The sequence below is a fragment of the Chryseobacterium kimseyorum genome (assembly GCF_025971945.1).
In the GTDB taxonomy this organism is placed as follows: Bacteria; Bacteroidota; Bacteroidia; order Flavobacteriales; family Weeksellaceae; genus Chryseobacterium; species Chryseobacterium kimseyorum.
Window position 1 is genome coordinate 23,254 of sequence record NZ_JAPDHW010000012.1, and the last position, 20,665, is coordinate 43,918.

Sequence of the window (20,665 nt, forward strand, 5' to 3'; positions counted from 1 at the left end):
AGGCTTAACTATTCGTCTTTCATTCCCGGGTTCTCGATACATTTTTCTTTTCTTTGCGTCCAAAAAACACCTGAACTGACGGAAACTACACTTTCTGAGATCTATTCGCTTTTGATTTTAAAACGCCTTCAGTTGCTCATCGTAATATGAAATTGCATCATCAATCACAGAAGTGATTCTCGGAAAATTGTTGTAGCGTTCCCCAAAAACTTCCAGTCCGGTAAATTCTGTAGAGATATTGCTGGCAAAAATACTTGTCAGATTGATCGTTCTCAACACCTGACTTACCTGAATCAAAGTATTGATTTTATTGTCAACAGATAACTGTGGCGTCAGGTGTTTTCTTAAACCTTTCAGTTCATCCAACTGCTCCTTCGTTACCTTTTTATTCTTCTTTCCCATGAGGTAAAATTACATCTTTTCGGTTGGCAAAATTTTTATTTAGTGTTAACAAATTGTTACGGGAAAAGCGTTGATGAAAATTAGATTCTTTACTTATCTTCACTTTAAAATTATTAACTTAAGTAAAAAATATTCAGTCACTGACGGCGAACATTCGCGAAAAATTTATGGCAGGTGGTTATTTACCCAAGCTTAAATAAATTTTCAAACATTCTGTTCTTCAATTATTACATTAAATATTTAAATAAAAAAAAACCGCCAATAGATTCTAATGGCAGTCTTGAACTTTATGCTCGGTAATTCCCGGATTTATTATTTTCTATTTCGTTAAAAATCTAAATTTATTAAGATTTTTCAGAGCGATACCAGTTCCACGAACGACAGCTCTTAAAGGATCTTCAGCTACAAAAACCGGTAAGCCTGTTTTTCGATGAAGTCTTTCTGACAGCCCGTTAAGCAATGCACCGCCTCCTGCCAGAAAAATTCCTGTTTTATAAATATCAGTGGCAAGTTCGGGTGGAGTTATGGAAAGGGTCTCCATGATGGCATCTTCAATGCGGATAATGGATTTGTCGAGCGCTTTAAAAATCTCTCTGTAATTAACCATAATCTCTTTTGGTTTACCGGTAAGAAGATCTTTTCCACGGACAGAAATATCTTCCAAAGGAAAATCCAGTTCTTCCAGAGCAGAACCGATTTCTATTTTTATTCTTTCGGCAGTTCTCTCACCGATATCCAGATTATGTTGAGATCTGATAAAATAAGAAATATCATTGGTAAACACGTCGCCCGCCAACTTTAAAGATCTGTCTACCACAATGCCGCCCAAAGCGATAACCGCAATTTCTGTGGTTCCACCTCCGATATCTACGATCATATTTCCTTCCGGACTTTCAACATCGATTCCTGCTCCAATTGCAGCGGCCATTGGCTCGTAAATCAATATAACTTCTTTTGCATTTACTTTTTGTGCAGAATCCCGAACTGCCCTACGTTCAACTTCAGTGATTCCTGACGGAATACAGATAACGATTCGCAGTGCAGGCTGTATTAATTTACCCTTGATTTCAGTAATCTGTTTGATAAATTCTTTAATCATGTGCTCTGATGCATGAAAATCTGCGATAACACCATCCTTCAGCGGCCTTATGACTCTAATATTTTCGTGTGTTTTGCCCTGCATCAGTTTTGCCTGGGTACCGACAGCAATGGCTTTACCGGTAAGGCGGTCAATCGCAACAATCGAGGGTTCGTCAACAACAATTTTATTATTATGTATGATCAGGGTATTGGCCGTTCCTAAATCAATTGCAATCTCTTCCGTAAACATATCAAATATCCCCATCGTACATAAATTATTAGGTGCCAAATGTACGCCTATTACTTTTATCTACCTGCCAAAATAAACTCTTCAGGTAGTTAAACATACGTTAAAAAAATTGTGGAAAATATAGTTTAGAGAGCGATTTCCGAATAACTAATTAAAAAAATTATTAACTCTACTGCTTCCATTCAGGTGTTGTTTCTACTTTAATAATATGATATTCAAATTTTTAAAAAGTTTGATGAAAAACAGACATGCCATCATAGAGTTTTCTATTATTGAAAAACTAAATGTATTGTATTTAAATTTAATATACTATATTATATTTATTAGTAAACTTAATTACTAAATTTGTTTAATAAAATTTAAAAATGGAAAAAGAAAATCTGATTACTCAGGACAGAATATTTGAACTTTATGGAGATTATATCCTGAATCATGGCGAAAAGCCAAAAAGCATTTACCGTTTTGCGAAAGACAATGAGTTTGAGGAAAGAGACTTCTACGACTATTTTGCAAGCTTTGAACAGATCGAAAGAATGATGCTGGTTAATCTTTTTGATAAGTCCGTGGACTTGGCATCTGAAGTGAACAGTTCTAATGAAATCAGTTCAAAAGAACAATTGCTCAATGTTTATTTTATCTTCTTTGAAAATATGACCATGAACAGATCATTGGTTTTAATGATTCTCGGGAACGATAAATTACAGTCAGCAAAAATTTCAAAACAACTGAAGGACACGCACAGAGAATTTATAAGAACATTGGATTTTAATGACTGGCAATTAATAAAGAAAGCTAAAAATGATGTGAAAAATTTTCACGAAAAAGCGAGAGAAGAAGCATTGTGGCTGCATTTTATTTCATCGATCGAGTTTTGGAAAAAAGACACATCGCCTGCGTTTGAAAAGACAGATCTTTATATTGAAAAAACAATTGATACCGGATTTGAACTTATAGACAATGAACCACTGAGAAAACTGGTGGATTTAGGCAAATTTCTATTTAAAGAAAAATTTAAATAGTGAGCTAAGATCATCATTTCCGATAAAAAGAGAATCAGAATTCGTGGAACTGGATATTCTGTCCGACCATAGTAAACAATAAATATATAGATGAAAACACTTAATACAATACCGACCGGTAAATTAGAAAGAACGAGCAGTTTGCTGAAAGCTGGAGCAAAAGTGGGTGTAAACTACATCAAATATTACGGAAATAAAATTACAAAAGATAAAAATGAAGTTGATGCGCGAAAGACATTAAATGAAGACAATGCCTCAGACATTTACGATTCTTTAAAGGAGCTGAAAGGTTCTGCTCTGAAAGTTGCACAGATGCTGAGTATGGAAAAAAATATTCTGCCACAGGCTTATGTAGAGAAATTTTCTCTGTCGCAATTCTCTGTACCTCCTCTTTCCGGGGCGCTGGTCAAGAAGACTTTCAGAAAATATTTTGGCAAAAATCCTGAAGATATGTTTGATGAATTTACAACAGAATCTGTCAATGCTGCGAGCATCGGCCAGGTGCACAAAGCAAAGAAGGATGATAAAAACTTTGCTGTAAAAATTCAGTATCCAGGTGTAAGAGAAAGTATTTCAAGTGATCTGAAAATGGTAAAACCGATTGCGATGAAAATGTTTAACATAAAAAAGGAAGGTTCTGAATCTTATTTTCAGGAAGTGGAAAATAAACTGTTTGAGGAAACTGATTACGATCTTGAGCTTAAAAGAAGTCAGGAAATTTCTGAAAAATGCAGTCATCTACCCAACATTCAGTTTCCGAAATATTATCCTGAATTTTCCTGTGAAAGAATCATCACCATGGATTGGTTAAACGGAAAACATTTTTCAGAATTTACCAAAGAAGATCATTCTCAGGAAGATTTAAACAAAATAGGTCAGACTCTTTGGGATTTCTACATGTATCAGATGCATATTTTGAAGCAGGTGCATGCAGACCCTCATCCCGGAAATTTTCTTATTTCTGATGACCAAAAGCTTTTGGTAATCGACTTTGGCTGTATCAAAGAAATTCCAGCTGATTTTTACAGACCTTATTTTGAGCTGGCTAAAAAGGAAAATTTAAATAATCCCGATATTTTTGGTGAGAAATTATATCAGCTTGAGATTCTGCGTCACGATGACTCGCCGCAGGAACAGAAGTTTTTTACCAAATTATTTTACGAGCTTCTGGAATTATTCACAAGACCGTTCAATGCTGAGAATTTTGATTTTTCTGATGAATCATTCTTTCAGGAAATTGCAGATCTTGGGCAGCGTTATGCAAAACTCAGCGATATGAAAGGAATGAATACCAACCGGGGTTCTAAGCATTTTATCTATCTGAACAGAACATTTTTTGGTCTCTACAATATGATGCACAATCTGAAAGCTAAAGATATTACCATCAATCAGTATAAAAAATTTATTATTTAAAATGCCCAATGCTTTACCATCCAAGATCTGCGAGGTTTGCGGACTTTCTTTTAACTGGAGAAAAAAATGGAAGAAAAACTGGGACGAAGTAAAATATTGCAGCGAAAGATGCCGGAAAAATAGAAAATCGAAATCTCCTGAATAATTAAATCTTAATAAGTGATGACGTCTAAAAAATCTTTAACTGCACAATTGATATTTCCGCATCAGCTTTTTAAGGATGCGGATTATCTTGATAGGAGTCAACCGGTTTTCTTGATCGAAGAATTTCTGTTTTTTAAACAGTATAAATTTCATCAGCAGAAAATTGCACTTCACAGAGCGAGTATGAAGTTTTACGAAGATTATTTAACTCAAGCAAAATTTAAAGTTGAATATATTGAAAGCACTTCCCCGCTTTCTGATATTAGAAATTTAATCAAACACTTACAGAAAGAAAAGTTTGACAGAATTCTTATCACGGATGTATGTGATCACTAGCTTGAAAAAAGAATTAAAGAAACCCATCTTGAAGTGGAAATTCTCGAATGCCCACTATTTATTAATACCAGAGATGATCTGAAAGAATATTTTGAAGATAAAAAATCTTACCATCAAACCGATTTTTATAAGCAGCAGAGAATTTCGCGAAATATTCTGATGAAAGCCGGAAAACCTTTGGGCGGAAAATGGACTTTTGATACAGAAAACCGAAAGAAATATCCTAAAAATAAAAAAACGCCATCAGTTTATTTTCCTGAGAACAGTAAGTATTATGATGAGGCGAAAAAATATGTCGGGGAAAATTTCAGTGAAAATTATGGAAGTCTAACCGCTTATCAGCTGTATCCAGTGACGTTTGAAGAAGCTGAAAATTGGTTTAATCAGTTTTTGGAAAACCGTTTCTCAGAATTTGGAGTTTATGAAGACAGCATCCTGGAACATGAGCATTATCTTCATCACAGTGTGCTTTCGCCGTTACTCAATATCGGGCTTTTGACTGCTGATGATGTATTGCAGGATTCAGTCAACTATGCAAAGGAATTTGATATTCCTATAAATTCTTTAGAAGGATTTGTGCGTCAGATTTTGGGCTGGAGAGAATTTGTGCGGGGAATATATCTTTATCAGGGAACTTATCAACGGAACAGAAATTACTGGAAACACGAAAATCCACTCCCTGAATCTTTTTATACGGCAAAGACAGAAATTAAACCAATTGACAGTACGGTTCTAAAAATATTGAAAACAGGCTATGCCCATCATATTGAAAGACTTATGATTTTGGCCAACTTTATGAATCTTCTGAAAATCAATCATGATGAAGTTTACCAATGGTTTATGGAAATGTTTATCGATTCCTACGACTGGGTGATGGTTCCAAATGTTTATGGCATGAGCAGCTTTTCAGATGGTGGAAAAATGAGCACAAAACCGTACGTCAGCGGAAGTAATTATATTAAAAAAATGAGCGATTATTCTGATGGCGGCTGGACCGAAAAATGGGATGCGCTCTTCTGGAATTTTGTAAACGATAACCGTCAGTTTTTCGAAACCAATCCCAGGCTGGCAATGATGGTGAGAACATGGGACAAAATGCCGGAGGAGAAAAAATCTGAACATCTCAAAATTGCGAAACAAACCATTAAAAATTTAACAAGATGACGAAAGAATTTAATTTAGAAGAAAAAGACCGGATTATTGAAATGGCTTGGGAAGACCGAACTCCTTTCGAAGCGATTGAATATCAGTTTGCAATTAACGAATCTGAAGTGATTGAACTGATGAGAACCGAACTGAAACCATCAAGCTTTCGGCTTTGGAGAAAAAGAGTGAATTCCGGAGTGAGCCAGAAACATTTAAGAAAAAGAAACCCTGAAATTGAAAGGTTCAGATGTTCCAGACAGAGAACAATCAGCCATAATAAAATTTCTAAACGGTAATAATTTAGTTAATTCTAACATTTAAACAGATGAAAAACATTGTCATCATTGGTTGCGGACAGGGAATTGGATTTGCTTCTGCAAAACTTCTTTCAAAGGAAAATAAAGTTATTGGCATCTCAAAAAGCGAAAACACTGAGATCAATGAACTGGATATTGAATTTCATCAGATGGATATTCTCACCGGAAATCTTGATGAAATAGATTTTCCTGAGGTTGTTGACGGACTGATTTATGCACCGGGAAGTATTAATCTGAAACCATTTAACCGTTTAACAGACGATGATTTTAAAAATGATTTTGAGATCAATGTATTAGGCGCCGTGAAAACAATCCGAAAACTTCTTCCTCATTTTAAAAAATCAGAAAGCGCATCTGTTGTACTGTTCAGTTCGGCCGCTGCAAAACTGGGAATGCCTTTTCACGCATCGGTTTCTGCCAGCAAAAGTGCCGTTGAAGGTTTAACGAAAAGTCTCGCTGCAGAATTGTCAACTCATAAAATTAGAGTGAATGCAGTTGCCCCTTCTCTTACAGATACCAATCTAGCTTATCAACTGCTGTCAACTCCCGAGAAGCGCGAAGCTTCCGCCAAAAGACATCCTCTGCAGAGAATTGGAAATGCGGAAGAAATTGCTAAAATGACAGCATTTTTACTTTCGCCGGATGCATCCTGGATTACGGGACAAATCATTGCAGTTGATGGTGGAATGAGTAATTTGAAATTATAATTTTCATCAAAAAAAACAAAACTAATATCTTTGCCAAAATCAATTATGCAAACCGACTTTTTTATTAATCTGCTTCAGCAAGTCAAAGAATTTGAAAATTCTGATGCCTGCAAACCCAATTCTACAGTTGAGGATTTTCGGGTGTGGATGAATGATAAAAAGTATTCAGCTGAAAGCCCCACCAAGCTTTTTAAAAATGAAAATCATCAGGTATCATTCACAGAGAACGAAATTTGCAAGCAGATTCTTCTGTTGGGAAGGTACTCGAAACTGCTGATCAGAAAAGGACTGGGAGATTTTCCCGAACTGGCCAATGAAGAATTTACCTACATCTACCGCCTGAAAGATGAGCCTCATTTAACAAAAATTCAACTGATTGAGAAAAACGGTCATGAAAAGCAGACCGGAACACAGATTATTAAACGCCTTTTGGATGCAGGATTTTTAGAAGAAAAAAATGATGAAGATGATAAAAGAAGTAAAAGAATCAACCTGACAAAAATAGGCGAAAAAGTATTTCACAAATCCGTTGCAAAAGTCAATCAGACATCTAAGGTCTTATCTGCAACTCTAAATGATAATGAGAAAAACAATCTGCTGAAAATGCTTCAAAAACTGAATGAATTTCACGCTCATGTTTACTCCAATTATAAAGGAGCAGATATCGACAAAATCAGTGAACTGACTGGTGGCTGATTGTATATTTCTTTATTTTTTTATCTAAAAATCTGTGACACTAAGAATTACAATCATCTTTAAAATAATTAGTGCTATCTCTTTCGAACGGTCGGATGATTGTGATATAAGTTTATCTTTGCAGTCACTGACAAATTAAACATAAAAGGACTATGGATTCTGTAGAAATGGAAAATACAATACTCGAAATAGTAAAGAAAAAGCATGATGACACAGGTGGAAATAATGGAAATTTTTTCGGCGATTTTGATCACATCCTGAATATGCCAATTCCTGAAAGAAATGCTTTTCTGCAAAATATGGTTAACAGAAAACTGATTGTTATCCGTGAAGGCGGAAATGCCAAAATGATAATGCTTCCCAAATAAAAAAGGTGCATCAGATAGAAATTTAATACTAATCACTTCATACACTGTTATTGTTAGTTACTTTTTGTAACTTTGCAATAGTATTTAATTTTAAAAATTAATCTCTTATGAAGAATTCTGTATCCTACTCTATTTTGGAACTTGCAATTGTATCGGCAGGAAATACATTTAAGCAGACTCTGAACAATTCACTGGCATTGGCAAAGGTCGCAGAAGACTTTGATTATAAGAGATATTGGTTTGCCGAGCATCACAACTCAGAATCGGTCGGAAGCAGCGCCACATCTATCCTAATTGGATATGTTGCAGAAAATACAGAAAAAATAAGAGTTGGTTCAGGCGGAATTATGCTTCCTAATCATTCACCTCTGATCATTGCAGAACAGTTTGGAACTCTGGCACATTTGTATCCTCACAGAATTGATTTAGGTTTAGGCAGAGCGCCCGGTACAGATACTCTGACGGCACAGGCGATCAGGATAGATTTTATGAAAGCCGCACATTCTTTTCCTGCAGAAGTCGAAAAAATTGAAAATTACTTTTCAGTAGAAAACAAGACATCGAAAGTACGTGCTGCCATCGCTGAGGGAACCGATGTCCCGATTTATATCTTAGGCTCGAGCACAGACAGTGCGCATCTCGCAGCAGGTAAAGGTTTACCGTACGCTTTTGCCAGTCATTTTGAATCTACCCATTTACTCAATGCTCTGAATATTTACAGAGAAGAATTTCAACCTTCGGACGGTTTGCAACAACCCTACACCATTGCCGGCGTTAATGTTGTGATTGCTGACACTGAAGAAGAAGCCGAAAGACTGTACACCTCACTGATCAGAATGTTTTTCGGTGTGCTGACAGGAAATTCTCAACCTCTGCATCCGCCAACTGAAATGACAGCAGATTTGAAAGATGTGGTACAGCATCCAAGCCTGCATCAAATGTTGAAATATTCATTTGTAGGGACTAAAGAAACCGTGAAAGTGCAGCTACAGGAATTTATATCTGAAACAAAAGTGGACGAACTGATGATGGTTTCTACCATTTATTCTATTGAAGACCGAATAAAATCTGCGAAATTTTTCGCTGAAGTAATGATGGAAATTAATAACGAAAAGCCTTTGTTGTAATGTTTTTTTCAACTTCTTATTAAATTTTCTGGTCTTAATGATTTTTTAAAGTTTTAAAGTCCAATCATTCAAATTTCAGTAAAGTTTTTTTGTGTAAAATTATCAGATTTTGACTTTAAACAGAAGAAATAATGAATTATAAATGGGCGTAAAAAGATGCACAAATATTTTCTATCTTCGTAGAATTATTACTTATCTGACATGAAGAAAAAAGTTGTACTCGTACAGGATAATAAAGAGATACTTGAAATCATGGATCAAGTACTGGAAGAGGAAGGATTTGATGTAACAGGATCTCTGACAACTGAGCCTATTAAAAATATTGAAAACATAGACCCAGACGTGGTTATTGTCGATGATCACATTAAAGGTTCGGTGAAAGGCTCGCAGGTTATTAAAGAATTAAAATCGGATCCTAAGACTGATGACATTCCTGCAGTTCTCACTTCAACATCAACCAATCTGGCATCTGAAGCTGCAGCTTGCAAAGCCGATGACTTTATTGCAAAACCCTTTGGGATTGACGAGATGATCGATGTAGTCAAGAAAAATACTGATCTGTAATCAGACCAGTTATTTAGAATTTAAAAAGATTTTCTTAAAATTTTACCATTTGTAAATTAACATTAAATGTTTCTCTTCAAGCCGTTTTTAAGTTTGGTCAATCCATCATAAAGCAGACTCCGTGGACAGGCAATATTCATTCTCAAAAATCCTTCGCCCGCTTTGCCATACATTGTTCCTGAATTGACCCACAGTTTCTCGTCTTCCAATAAAATTTTAGACAAGTCATCAGACGTTTTATTCAATGACTGACAGTCTAACCAGACCAGATAGGTTCCTTCTAAAGGAAGAACTTTTATTTCCGGAAGATTTTCTTTGATGAATTCTAAGAGATACTGATAATTTTCACCAAGATAAATTTTCAATTCGTCTAACCAATTATTTCCGTTTTGGTAAGCAGCAATCAATGCGGTGGCAGCAAGAGGATTTGGGTAACTCGTCTCCTGAATTTCAAAAGTTTTATGAATCTTATTTAAAATTTCAACGTTTTGAGAAATGACATACGAAATCGGCAAACCCGCAAGATTAAATGTCTTACAGGGCGAACCGCAAGTCACAGATTCCAGGTCGTAATTTTCAGCGACGGATGCGAAAGGAATATGTTGATGACCTTGATAAACCAGGTCAGCGTGGATTTCATCTGACACTACCATTACCTGATGTTTAGAGCAAATTTCCGCCATCTTTTCCAGTTCATTTCTTTTCCAGACTCTGCCCACAGGATTATGAGGATTACACAGTAGCAGAACTTTTGCCTTCGAATCGGCTGCTATTAATTCCAAATCATTAAAATCAATTTCGTAAGTTCCGTTGTTGTAAATAAGATTATTTTCGACCACACCAAACTCACAGTTTTCGAAGAAATTATAAAAATGATTGTAAACAGGCGGCTGAATAATGATATTTTCCTCAGGTTTCACAAAAGTCCTCAAAATCGCGGAAAGTGTGGGAATCATTCCCTGACCAGGCAGAATCCATTCTTTTTTGATATTAAACTGATGAGTCTCTTTCCACCAATGGATAATGGCGTCAAAGAAATTGGCTGGCACAAGACCGTAACCAAAAACACCTTGAGACACTTTTTCCACAATTGCTTCTGTAATTTCCTGTGCAGTTTTGAAGTCCATATCTGCGACCCACATTGGTAAAACGTCGTTCTTTGCCAAATCCCACTTTACCGAATCGGTTCTGCGTCTGCTGACGATTTCATCAAAATTATATTTTTCAGTCATTTAAATTCTATTTTGAATCCAGGTATTTTTTAAGGTCAGAAATGCTTTTTACTTTCAATTCCTCTGCCTGTTCTTTCCGCATCATCAGGGCATAAGAATTATTAAAACCTAGCGGTTCCAACCATTGAATTCCATACTGTTTCCTGAATTCTGAATCTACAAATTTATACGTTTTATCGGCACTTTGCGAAACGTTTTGGATGGATTTTGGTGATGGTTTTAATAAAACTAAAAGTCCCGTTCCCGTATATTCAGGATAAAAATCGATGGCGTCGTTCATCAATGCATCGAAACAGATTTTCGTTCCGCCCAATCCGGTTTTGGTTTCCACTTTATAATTAGTGTAGCCTTCAATCAGCATTTTATACATTTCTGTGAGGATGTACTGCTCGCCGAAAATCTTTGAACCGATTCGAACTGTTCCCGAATTTCCGTTTCTAGAAGGTCTGTACAGTTTATTTTTCATTAAAAAATCCTTGGCAATTTTTTCAGGCGTTTGGTTGAGATAATCGGAACGGTAATTCAAATCGGTCATTATCGAATCATTGAATTTTCCTGCAACTAAGTTCAGAGTCTTTTCCAGCTCAGGAAATTTATCCAATGTTTTCGTCTTGATAATCGGTGCCGCAAAATAGGGTGGAAAAATCTTTTTATCATCCTCCAAAACATACAAATCAAACGCTTTAATTCTGCCGTCAGTAGAATATCCGCTGATTAAATCCAACTCATTTTCGTAAGCGGCTTTGTACATCACGGCATCATTCACAACTTTAGGATTGACATTTAAACCATACACAGAACGCAAACCTAAATCTCCGTCCTGTCTTCCCATAAATTCTGGTGTAAAGCCTGCTTTTAACTTATTTTTATCTGAAACGGAATTCATTAAATAAACAACTCCAAATACCAGTAAAACTGCAGGAATGATGTACTTTAATTTCTTTAAAAACTGATAGCCGGATTTCTGGAGAACAGCAATCGTCTGGTCGAGCAAAATCGCCAATAGTGCTGCAGGAATGGCACCTGCCAATATCATATTGCTGTTGTTTAAAGAAATTCCGCCGAAGATAAATTCACCCAAACCACCAGCTGCAACAAATGAAGCCAGGGTCGCCACTCCAACATTGATAACTGCAGCGGTGCGAATTCCTGCAATAATTACAGGCATTGCCAGCGGAAGTTCAACTTTGAAAAGCATTTGCTTCCGGTTCATTCCCATTGCTTTTGCCGCTTCGATGACTGTAGGATTCACACCTGTAATTCCTGTGAAAGTATTTCTGATAATCGGTAAAAGTGCATAAATCAGCAAAGCAATGATGGCTGGAGTTGCGCCGATTCCAAATGCTGGAATCATAAATCCTAATAAAGCGATACTTGGAATCGTCTGTAAAATCCCGGCAAAACCAAGAACAGGATTTGATAATTTTCTTTTTCGGGCAATCATAATTCCCAGTGGTAAACCGACAATGATTGCTAAAATTAAAGACAGAAAAGTCAAGCCCAAGTGCTGTACAACCTGAGTCAGTAATTTTTCGTGCTGCTCGATGACGAACTGCCAAAGACTTTGCTGCGTCATACGATTTGTAATTTTCGGTAGTCGTTGAATGCCTTAATCATTACTTCATAAGCATCTGTATTTTTATGGTCAGAACTTAATTTCTGTAACGCATTCCAGACGCTGGTTTCTCCTGTAAATTGAAATTCATTGATTAAATTCTCTGAATCAATGAAGGATTTGACATCATTCAAAGTTGCGACTTTGTATTCCAATAACAGTCTGTTTTCGGCAAAAAAATCCTTTACAAAATCATTCTTGGGACGATACAATATTTCTTGTGGACTTCCGGTCTGAATAATTTTTCCCTTATCCATTAAACAGATTCTTTGTCCCAGTTCAAAAGCTTCCTGAACATCATGCGTGACAAGAATAATGGTTTTATTTTTAAGTTCTTCCAGCGATTTGAATTCCGAATGAATATCAGCTTTTGTAATATTATCCAACGCTCCGAAAGGTTCGTCCATCAAGAGAATCGGTGAATTGGCAATCAGAGCACGGGCAATTCCCACTCTCTGCTGTTGACCACCACTTAGTTCATTGGGAAAACGGGAAAGAACATCTGCAGGAAGGTGAAGTTTGTGCAGGAGTTCTTCGGTTCTGTTTTGAATCTTTTTCTTGTCCCATTTTAATAATTCCGGAACAACGGCAATGTTTTGCTTAATCGTGTAATGCGGAAACAATCCGGAATGCTGCATCACAAAACCAATTCCCATTCTCAGCTCTTCCACTTTCCGGTCACGGATATTTTTTCCGTCAATCAAAATATTTCCCGAATCGGCTTCTATCAGACGGTTAATCATTTTTAAAGTGGTCGTTTTTCCGCAACCACTCGTTCCCAGAAGCACCAATATCTCTTTATCATTGGCCTGAAAAGAAATATTATCCACTGCTGGTCTTCCGTTGAAAATTTTTGAAACCGATTCTACTGTAATCATAAGCAGTTATTGAGCAAGTCTGATTCCGGTAAACTGCCACTTTAAGCCAGTCTGAAAGAAATTGCGGTATGTATTTCTGCTGTGTCCGCTTGGCGTTGCATCTGAAGCGCCACGCAAAACCATTTGATTGACCATAAATTTACCATTGTACTCTCCTACTGCGCCGGCTTCTTTTTTAAATCCTGGATAAGGCAAATAGGCAGAGTTCGTCCACTCCCAACGGTTTCCCCACTCAAAATGATTGGAGGCAACTTCCCACTCAGCTTCGGTTGGCAGGCGCATTCCTTTCCAGGAGGCGAAGGCTGAAGCTTCATAAAAGTTGATGTGACAAACGGCATCATTTAAATCTAATTCTTGAAGTCCATTTAAAGTATAATTCATCCATTGCCCGTCAATCAAGTGCCAGTACAGAGGAGATTTAGCTTCATTCTGTTTCACCCAATCCCAGCCTTCGGCGTGCCAATGTCTGAAATCATTATAGCCTCCTGCATGCATAAATTCTAAATATTCTCGATTGGAAACTAAGCGGTCAGCAATTTCAAAATCATTAAGATACACTTTATGTCTTCCCATTTCATTATCAAAACTGAAACCTTCTCCTTGAAAACCGATTTCATAAACTCCTTCATCAAAGTGAATCATTTCGATAGTTTCAGAATGTTCTTTCTTCGAAATATCTTCATTTTTATACGCCGGAAAAAGCGGATTGTGACCTAATATATATTTGATATCTGTTAACAACAATTCCTGATGCTGTTGCTCGTGATTAAGACCAAGTTCGAGTAAAGGTTTGATTTCTTCCGTTAAATATTCGCTTTGGAGAAATGCATCCATTTGCTCATCAACATATTTTCTGTATTGATAAATGTCAGAAACGGAAGGACGGCTCAAATTTCCTCTGTCGGTACGGATAACTCTTGCGCCAATCGTTTCATAGTAGCTGTTGAAAACAAAGTTATACTGAGCATCAAAAACCTGATAACCGGGAAAATTGGGTTCCAAAATAAAAGTCTCGAAAAACCAGGTCGTATGACCCAAATGCCATTTCGGTGGACTTACATCGACGATTGGCTGAACCACATAATCCTCGATTTCCAGAGGCTCGCAGATTTTTGTAGAATACTGACGGATTTCTGAATACTTGATAGCTAAATCTGTTATCGCTGTCCTGGTTTTAGTTGTCATTTTTATAGTTTTAGTATTTTATTTGATTTTGAATACCTAACGCGTTTCACTTATTTCAACAAAATATTCCGAACAAAGTCTGCATCTCCCCTTAATTATTCTATCATCTAAAAAACTTTTTTGATGACAGATCATCGTTTTCTGCTCAAACAATTTTTTAAACTTTCACGGCATTTATTTAAATTCTTGCTGTGTTTTATAATCGAGTATAAGTTCGTAACCTACATTTTGCGTCTGGTCATTTTTAACTTACAAGTATCTTGCCGCCCGTATTTTTTTGAGGGGCTTTTTAAAATTTAATCATAACTAATTTATAAAAAATAATATTATCCTCAATGGTCTGAATTTTGAAACTCTGTTAATGATAAAGTTTTACTTTTTAAACTTATTAAAAAATCACCAATCAAAATACAGAATATTATGTACAAGAAAATTTTAGCAGGCTTAGGCGGTGCCATTGCATTAAACATTTTGCACGAAACCATTAGAAAAAATTTCAGTAACGTCCCGCATATTAATGAAGTTGGGGAAGAAGCGCTTTTAAAATTAACTGATAATACACCCATCAACATTACAGGGGAAAACAGTCTTTATGCCGCAACTCTGTTTGGCGATGTAGTGAGTAACGGTATTTATTATGCGACCACTGCAACCAAAAATGATCTGACATCTGGTCTGCTGGCTGGTATTGGTGCAATTGCGCTTCCGAAAAAGATGGGTCTGAACGATGAACCTGTGGCTGAAAATACGAAGAAAAAGGTAATGACTGTTGGCTATTACATCTTCGGAGCGTTGGTTACTAAATTTATTTATGACAGAATTAAATAAAACTTTTCAAAATCTGACAAAATAAAAACTCGGTTGCAGGCAACCGAGTTTTTTATGTGATTAAATTTCTACATTAAGCTGAGTATGCAGACCTGTTGAGAAAAATATTTTTACCTGAAATTTTATTTTTGGTTAAGCTGTAAATAATCTCTACAGAGAAGCTTGAAAATTCGTATAAAACATAACGTGAGTTGCTCACAGTGTTTTCATTAATCATCCTGCCCTGTCTCAATACCATGTCATATTGTATCTCATCCGGCAGATTTGTAAATTCGTAGTAAGAAATATTCATAGCTGTAGTTTTTAATGATTAAATCAATTATGTTTTAACTATATACAATTTGTTTACCAAAAATTAAAAATATCGCAAATAGTCGAAACTTTATTTGATTTTTATAATCCATCTAAATTAATAATAAAAATTTGACTACGGTTTAAACTTAAATAAAGCATTACAATCTGAAAATCACCAATACAAAAAGTCCATATTAAGATTAAATTATGATAGAGAACAATGCGTGACACCTTTATAATGATATTTTACGACGTCATAATTTAAAAGATTAAAAATGTACGATATTAAACTAGATTAACGAGAAACAGTTTGCAACCTCCTACATTTGCTAAAGAATTAAGACAACGGAGTTTTAAAATAAATCAATCACAACATTAAAAAAAACTTAATTATGAGCACACTTACATTAAAAGACGGAACAGAGATTTTTTACAAAGACCAAGGCGAAGGACCGGTATTAATGTTTCATCACGGATGGCCTTTATCATCTGATGACTGGGATGCGCAGGTCATTTTCTTCCTTCAAAGAGGTTATAGAGTGGTGACACACGACAGAAGAGGTCACGGACGTTCAAGTCAGAACATCTATGGTCACACCATCGAACAGTATGCTTCAGATGCAGCTGAACTGGTAGAATTTCTTAATTTAAAGGATGTAGTTCACATCGGTCATTCTACAGGAGGCGGTGAAGTAATCAGATACGTCAACAAATATGCAAACGGAAGAGCGAAAAAAGCAGTTTTAATCAGTGCAGTTCCACCGATTATGGTAGCTAGCGACAGCAATCCTGACGGGGTTCCAATGTCAGTCTTTGATGGTATCAGAGATCAGACTTTGAACAACAGACAGCAGTTTTATATTGATTTGACCATCCCTTTCTACGGATACAACAGAGAAGGTGCTGATGTTAAAGAAGGAGTTCAGAGAAACTGGTGGAGACAGGGAATGATGGGTGGAATTGTCGCTCATTATGACGGAATCAAAGCATTTTCTGAAACTGATTTCAGAGAAGACCTGAAAAATGTTGACATTCCTGTTTTGGTTCTTCACGGCGAAGATGACCAAATTGTACCTTACCAAAATGCCGCTCTGAAATCAATTAAATTATTGAAAAATGGAACGATAAAAACGTATCCTGGTTTCCCTCACGGAATGCCCACCACGGAAGCAGCAACGATTAATAAAGATCTTTTGGAGTTTATTGAAGCTTAATTTTAAAACAAATTAAAATATGAAAGGGTGAATCTGTCGGTTCACCCTTTTTTCTCTATGATTCTCTAAACAAAATCAGTTTAAAAAATTTTTAAGGATTTGTTGCCCATACATCTACTTCCGGTAAAAAGGCAATATTACTGATGGAGAGCATCGAAGCGATAACCTGTGCGATTTCCAGACCTTTGAGTTTTCTTTCCGTATTAACCGATTCGAAACCTATTTTTTCGGCAAACTCTGTAATCACCTCACTTGGATTCACCTGCATGACACGGATGTTGTGCTTTCTAAGTTCCATCTGCCAACACATCGTCAGTCCGGAAATAGCTGCTTTGCTCGAAACATAAGCTGAGCCGTTCATAAAACCCTTAACTGCGCCCATGGATGAAATATTGATAATGTTTCCTGAATTCTGCCTGATAAAATACTGAGCAGCCAGTTTACCGCAAAGAAAGGTGCTTTTGGTATTCGTCTCCCAAATACGCATAAAATCTTCAGTTGAAGTTTCGGTAAGAGAGCTTATAAAACCAAGACCTGCATTGTTGATTAAAACATCCAGCCCGCCAAGTTTTTCAATCGCAAAACTGAATAAATGTTCTACATCTGTTTCAATGCTTACATCAGCTTTTACACCGAAAACATCCAGCTCTTTTGCTGCAGCATTTACTTTTTCTTCGGTGCGTCCACAAATTACAACTTCAGCACCCATTGAACGTAATAATTTTGCCGTTTCAAATCCGATTCCTGTTGTTCCGCCTGTGATGATTACTTTTGAATTTTTAATTTCCATATTAAATTTATTGTGATGATTTAAATATTAAATTCTCTTTGTCTTTGCTTAATTTATTCAACAAAGATCGAAAAGACAGCGCGTTTAAATGTAGGCGAAATCAGGAATTTTGTATCCGAAATAAAGTTTAATGAAATTGCAAGTCATTAATTCTACGCTTTAAGACTGAAATAAAACGTACTTCCCTCACCAATTTCACTCTGTACTGAAATCTCGCCTCCCTGAGCTTCAATAAATTCTTTGCTGATGCTTAAACCCAAGCCTGTACCGTCAGCTTTCGTTCCTGGAATTCTGAAGTAACGGGTAAATACTTTGTCGAGATACTGCTCTTCAATTCCATAGCCATGATCTTTCACAGAAAACTTTATCTGATCTTCCTTTTTTTCAACATTGATTTCTATCATTGAATTTTCGTAAGAATAACGGATTGCATTAGAGACGATATTGCTCAAAACCCATGACGTTTTCTCATAATCTGCATTTACTAAGTCAACATTTTTATTTATTTTAAATTTAATACTAATCTGTTTATTATCTGCCGCTGACTGATTGGCCGCGATCACACTTTCCACCATTTTACTGATCTCCGAAGGCCGTATATTCAGCTGTACGACACCAGTTTCCAATTGGGTAAGATTGAGAAGTTCACCCGTAATTTTTAAAAGTCTGAGCGTATCTTCTTTAATTCCTACCACCAGCTTCTGCTGTTCGTCATTAAGGTTTCCTATTCTATCATTTTCAAGCAACTGCACACCCATCTGAATCGATGAAATTGGAGTTTTAAATTCGTGAGAAACGGTTCCCATAAAATGAGTCTTGGCAAGATCAAGTTCTTTGAAAGGAGTTACATTTCTCAGCATAATGACCTGTCCAATAAAGCGTTTACTGTCTTCTCCTGTAGGTAATACATTAATGTCTAAAATTTCTTTTTCAAAATAATTTTCTTTTCCCTCCACAAAAATTTTCAGCAGTTCCGGTTCGGTTTTTTTCTGAAGCTGGGGATCAATAATTTCTCTGATAAGATCACGCACCAGATCGTTCCCGACAGCAACATCCTGAATTAATTTCCCTACAAACTGTTCTTTTTTCAGCCCGCTGATTTTTAAAGCTTCATCGTTTACAAAAAGAACTTTTCTGTCTTCATCAATCCCGATTACCGCATCATGCATATTGTCAATTAATGTTTCGATACGCTTTTTACCTTTCAGAATTTTATCGAGGCGGCTTTCAGAATATTCCTGAAGTTTTTCTGCCATTGTGTTGAAAGATTTTGCCAGCTCACCGAACTCACTGTTACCTTCAAACCGTACTCTTTCACGATAATTCTGTTTTGCAATCTGATGAATGCTGAAGGTAAGCTCACGTATCGGATTGGCAATATTGGAGGGAAGATTAACCATTAGTGTAAAGGCAATCAGAAAACAGAGAGTTCCAGCTATAGAAATCACGGCAATTGCATTTTCTGCTGTCGTGTTTGCAATTCCACTTTTGATCTGAATTGCGTTCATATTCAGCTGCATCAGTTCGGTAATATCTTTTCTGATGACTGATTTCAGATTTTCATCATTCCTATCTTTATTTAAATCTGAAAAATGACTGATGATATTTCGTGTAGCTTCTTTTTCTCCGCTTTCAGTAATATTCTGGCTTTGAAGATTAAGATTTTTTTGGAATTCCTTCATTGCAAATGGCTGCCGGTCTATTTCCTCAAGAGACAAAAGCATATTTCTGGAGTATTGAAGGGTGTTGTAGTTGGCAACAAGAATATTCTGCGTGTCTTTTTTCAGCTGATAGATAAACCATCCTCCCAATACAGAAAGTAAGATAATCATGAAAAACAGGAGACCGACTCCTGCATTAAGTTTTGTTTTTATTTTCATCAGGACAAAATTACTAAATCTACGTTTTGTTTTGAAAGTCTTTTGAGTAACGAGTTGAAAGTATCTGTCGCCAGAATAATTCTCCAGATATCGATGTGAGGCTTTCCGATGCATACAGTGGTGACTTTTCTTTCCTCGCACTGCTCCATAATGGTCATAGCAACATTTTTACTTTGAATTTTGATAATCTCGGCTCCCAATTCTGTTGCCAACCGAAAATTATTAATTAAATGTCTCTGTTTACTGAGCGCAATTCTGTCGGGAGATTCTCTTGGAACCTGCACATAAAGCAAAAACCACTGACTGTTATAATAATTTGCGAGTCTTGCTGTCTTCCGGATAACGTTCTTAGCAGTTGTTTCGTTTGAACTGATGCAGGCCAGAAACCTTTCTTTTTTTAAAACTTTCCCCGTTACAATTTCAGTTTCCACTTTTCTTGTAACTTGAGATGCGACTTCTTTCAGAGCCAACTCGCGGAGCTGAAGGATATTTTCATTTTTAAAAAAGTTACTGAGAGCAGACTGCACTTTGCTCTGATCATAAATTTTTCCGTCTTTGAGACGTGAAATCAGTTCATCGGCTGTCAAATCAATATTTACCACCTCATCTGCTGCAGAAAGTACAGTATCAGGAATACGCTCCATCACCTCTATTCCTGTTACTGCTTTTACTTCTTCGTTAAGACTTTCGATATGCTGAATATTGACGGCACTGATCACGTTGATGCCCGCATCCAAAATCTCCATGACATCCTGCCATCTTTTTTTGTTTTTGCTTCCTTCAATATTGGTGTGTGCGAGCTCGTCTACAATGACAATCTCAGGACGAAGTACGATGATCGCAGGAACATCGAGCTCTTCCAGCTCTTTTCCTTTATAAAATAATTTTCTCCGTGGAATTACTGGTAATCCGTTAAGTAAATTATGGGTTTCTTTACGGTTGTGGGTTTCTATATAACCTATTTTTACATCAATTCCATTTTGCAGGAGAACGTGAGCTTCCTGAAGCATTCTGTATGTTTTGCCCACGCCGGCGCTCATACCGATGTAGATTTTCAGTTTCCCCCGCTTTGAGGTGTTGATCAGCTGCAAAAATTCCTGTGCCGATTTTCTGGGTTCGTCCATTTTAGATATAAATAAAATTTACAAATCTCTCCGCACAAAAATGGCAGAGAGATTTT

General features: G+C 36.5%; 21 protein-coding genes and 1 pseudogene. 12 read left to right on the forward strand and 10 right to left on the reverse strand.

Annotated elements, in window-relative coordinates:
• Nucleotides 1-117: 117 nt before the first annotated feature.
• Nucleotides 118-402, reverse strand: a complete 285-nt coding sequence (locus tag OMO38_RS15540) for a hypothetical protein (protein WP_264751104.1) — start codon at nucleotides 400-402, stop codon at nucleotides 118-120.
• Between the two features lie 319 nt (nucleotides 403-721).
• Nucleotides 722-1,747, reverse strand: a complete 1,026-nt coding sequence (locus tag OMO38_RS15545; RefSeq protein WP_264751105.1) for a rod shape-determining protein — start codon at nucleotides 1,745-1,747, stop codon at nucleotides 722-724.
• 350 nt (nucleotides 1,748-2,097) lie between these two features.
• On the opposite strand from OMO38_RS15545, the gene OMO38_RS15550 reads away from it, so the two are divergent.
• The 10 genes and pseudogenes from OMO38_RS15550 (at nucleotide 2,098) to OMO38_RS15595 (ending at nucleotide 9,569) form a co-directional block, all read left to right on the forward strand.
• Complete coding sequence (locus tag OMO38_RS15550; RefSeq protein ID WP_264751106.1) at nucleotides 2,098-2,751, forward strand: TetR family transcriptional regulator C-terminal domain-containing protein; 654 nt, start codon at nucleotides 2,098-2,100, stop codon at nucleotides 2,749-2,751.
• A 90-nt stretch (nucleotides 2,752-2,841) separates the two neighbouring features.
• Nucleotides 2,842-4,164, forward strand: coding sequence for an ABC1 kinase family protein (locus tag OMO38_RS15555; protein ID WP_264751107.1), 1,323 nt, complete (start codon nucleotides 2,842-2,844; stop codon nucleotides 4,162-4,164).
• Between the two features lies 1 nt (nucleotide 4,165).
• Nucleotides 4,166-4,309 carry a DUF2256 domain-containing protein gene (locus tag OMO38_RS15560; protein ID WP_264751108.1) on the forward strand — a complete coding sequence of 48 codons (144 nt, stop codon included), beginning with the start codon at nucleotides 4,166-4,168 and terminating at the stop codon, nucleotides 4,307-4,309.
• Between the two features lie 17 nt (nucleotides 4,310-4,326).
• Nucleotides 4,327-5,808: pseudogene (locus tag OMO38_RS20340) on the forward strand (cryptochrome/photolyase family protein).
• Nucleotides 5,805-6,086, forward strand: coding sequence for a TIGR03643 family protein (locus OMO38_RS15570; protein ID WP_264751109.1), 282 nt, complete (start codon nucleotides 5,805-5,807; stop codon nucleotides 6,084-6,086). The pseudogene OMO38_RS20340 and the gene OMO38_RS15570 overlap by 4 nt, the downstream one beginning before the upstream one ends.
• A gap of 29 nt (nucleotides 6,087-6,115) precedes the next feature.
• Entirely contained in the window at nucleotides 6,116-6,814 is a 699-nt protein-coding gene (locus OMO38_RS15575) for an SDR family NAD(P)-dependent oxidoreductase (protein WP_264751110.1), read from the forward strand.
• A 45-nt stretch (nucleotides 6,815-6,859) separates the two neighbouring features.
• Nucleotides 6,860-7,510 carry a MarR family winged helix-turn-helix transcriptional regulator gene (locus OMO38_RS15580; RefSeq protein ID WP_264751111.1) on the forward strand — a complete coding sequence of 217 codons (651 nt, stop codon included), beginning with the start codon at nucleotides 6,860-6,862 and terminating at the stop codon, nucleotides 7,508-7,510.
• Between the two features lie 152 nt (nucleotides 7,511-7,662).
• Complete coding sequence (locus tag OMO38_RS15585; RefSeq protein WP_264751112.1) at nucleotides 7,663-7,878, forward strand: hypothetical protein; 216 nt, start codon at nucleotides 7,663-7,665, stop codon at nucleotides 7,876-7,878.
• Nucleotides 7,879-7,985: 107 nt separating this feature from the next.
• Entirely contained in the window at nucleotides 7,986-9,005 is a 1,020-nt protein-coding gene (locus tag OMO38_RS15590; protein WP_264751113.1) for an LLM class flavin-dependent oxidoreductase, read from the forward strand.
• Nucleotides 9,006-9,206: 201 nt separating this feature from the next.
• Nucleotides 9,207-9,569, forward strand: coding sequence for a response regulator (locus OMO38_RS15595; RefSeq protein ID WP_264751114.1), 363 nt, complete (start codon nucleotides 9,207-9,209; stop codon nucleotides 9,567-9,569).
• A 62-nt stretch (nucleotides 9,570-9,631) separates the two neighbouring features.
• Here the strand turns inward: OMO38_RS15595 and OMO38_RS15600 are convergent, their stop codons facing one another.
• Genes OMO38_RS15600 through egtB form a run of 4 tightly spaced genes read right to left on the reverse strand, consistent with a single transcriptional unit; the run spans nucleotide 9,632 to nucleotide 14,479 of the window.
• Entirely contained in the window at nucleotides 9,632-10,801 is a 1,170-nt protein-coding gene (locus OMO38_RS15600) for a MalY/PatB family protein (protein WP_264751115.1), read from the reverse strand.
• A gap of 7 nt (nucleotides 10,802-10,808) precedes the next feature.
• Nucleotides 10,809-12,377, reverse strand: a complete 1,569-nt coding sequence (locus OMO38_RS15605; RefSeq protein WP_264751116.1) for an ABC transporter permease/substrate-binding protein — start codon at nucleotides 12,375-12,377, stop codon at nucleotides 10,809-10,811.
• The gene (locus OMO38_RS15610; RefSeq protein ID WP_264751117.1) at nucleotides 12,374-13,294 is read right to left on the reverse strand and encodes an ABC transporter ATP-binding protein; all 921 of its coding nucleotides are present in this window, start codon (nucleotides 13,292-13,294) and stop codon (nucleotides 12,374-12,376) included. The genes OMO38_RS15605 and OMO38_RS15610 overlap by 4 nt, the downstream gene beginning before the upstream one ends.
• A 6-nt stretch (nucleotides 13,295-13,300) precedes the next feature.
• The gene (egtB, locus tag OMO38_RS15615) at nucleotides 13,301-14,479 is read right to left on the reverse strand and encodes an ergothioneine biosynthesis protein EgtB (protein ID WP_264751118.1); all 1,179 of its coding nucleotides are present in this window, start codon (nucleotides 14,477-14,479) and stop codon (nucleotides 13,301-13,303) included.
• Nucleotides 14,480-14,899: 420 nt separating this feature from the next.
• Between egtB and OMO38_RS15620 the strand changes: the two genes are divergently transcribed.
• Nucleotides 14,900-15,307, forward strand: coding sequence for a hypothetical protein (locus OMO38_RS15620; protein ID WP_264751119.1), 408 nt, complete (start codon nucleotides 14,900-14,902; stop codon nucleotides 15,305-15,307).
• A 73-nt stretch (nucleotides 15,308-15,380) separates the two neighbouring features.
• Here the strand turns inward: OMO38_RS15620 and OMO38_RS15625 are convergent, their stop codons facing one another.
• On the reverse strand, nucleotides 15,381-15,599 hold the full coding sequence (locus tag OMO38_RS15625) for a hypothetical protein (RefSeq protein ID WP_047442973.1): 219 nt from the start codon (nucleotides 15,597-15,599) through the stop codon (nucleotides 15,381-15,383).
• A 394-nt stretch (nucleotides 15,600-15,993) separates the two neighbouring features.
• Here OMO38_RS15625 and OMO38_RS15630 point away from each other — a divergent pair, with 394 nt between their 5' ends.
• Entirely contained in the window at nucleotides 15,994-16,815 is an 822-nt protein-coding gene (locus OMO38_RS15630; RefSeq protein ID WP_264751120.1) for an alpha/beta fold hydrolase, read from the forward strand.
• A 91-nt stretch (nucleotides 16,816-16,906) separates the two neighbouring features.
• Here the strand turns inward: OMO38_RS15630 and OMO38_RS15635 are convergent, their stop codons facing one another.
• The 3 genes from OMO38_RS15635 to OMO38_RS15645 form a co-directional block, all read right to left on the reverse strand.
• Nucleotides 16,907-17,605 carry an SDR family oxidoreductase gene (locus OMO38_RS15635; RefSeq protein WP_264751121.1) on the reverse strand — a complete coding sequence of 233 codons (699 nt, stop codon included), beginning with the start codon at nucleotides 17,603-17,605 and terminating at the stop codon, nucleotides 16,907-16,909.
• Between the two features lie 152 nt (nucleotides 17,606-17,757).
• Nucleotides 17,758-19,485 (reverse strand): HAMP domain-containing sensor histidine kinase, encoded by a 1,728-nt coding sequence (locus tag OMO38_RS15640; protein ID WP_264751122.1) that lies wholly within the window; start codon nucleotides 19,483-19,485, stop codon nucleotides 17,758-17,760.
• Nucleotides 19,485-20,609 (reverse strand): sensor protein KdpD, encoded by a 1,125-nt coding sequence (locus OMO38_RS15645; protein ID WP_264751123.1) that lies wholly within the window; start codon nucleotides 20,607-20,609, stop codon nucleotides 19,485-19,487. The genes OMO38_RS15640 and OMO38_RS15645 overlap by 1 nt, the downstream gene beginning before the upstream one ends.
• Nucleotides 20,610-20,665 lie beyond the last annotated feature (56 nt).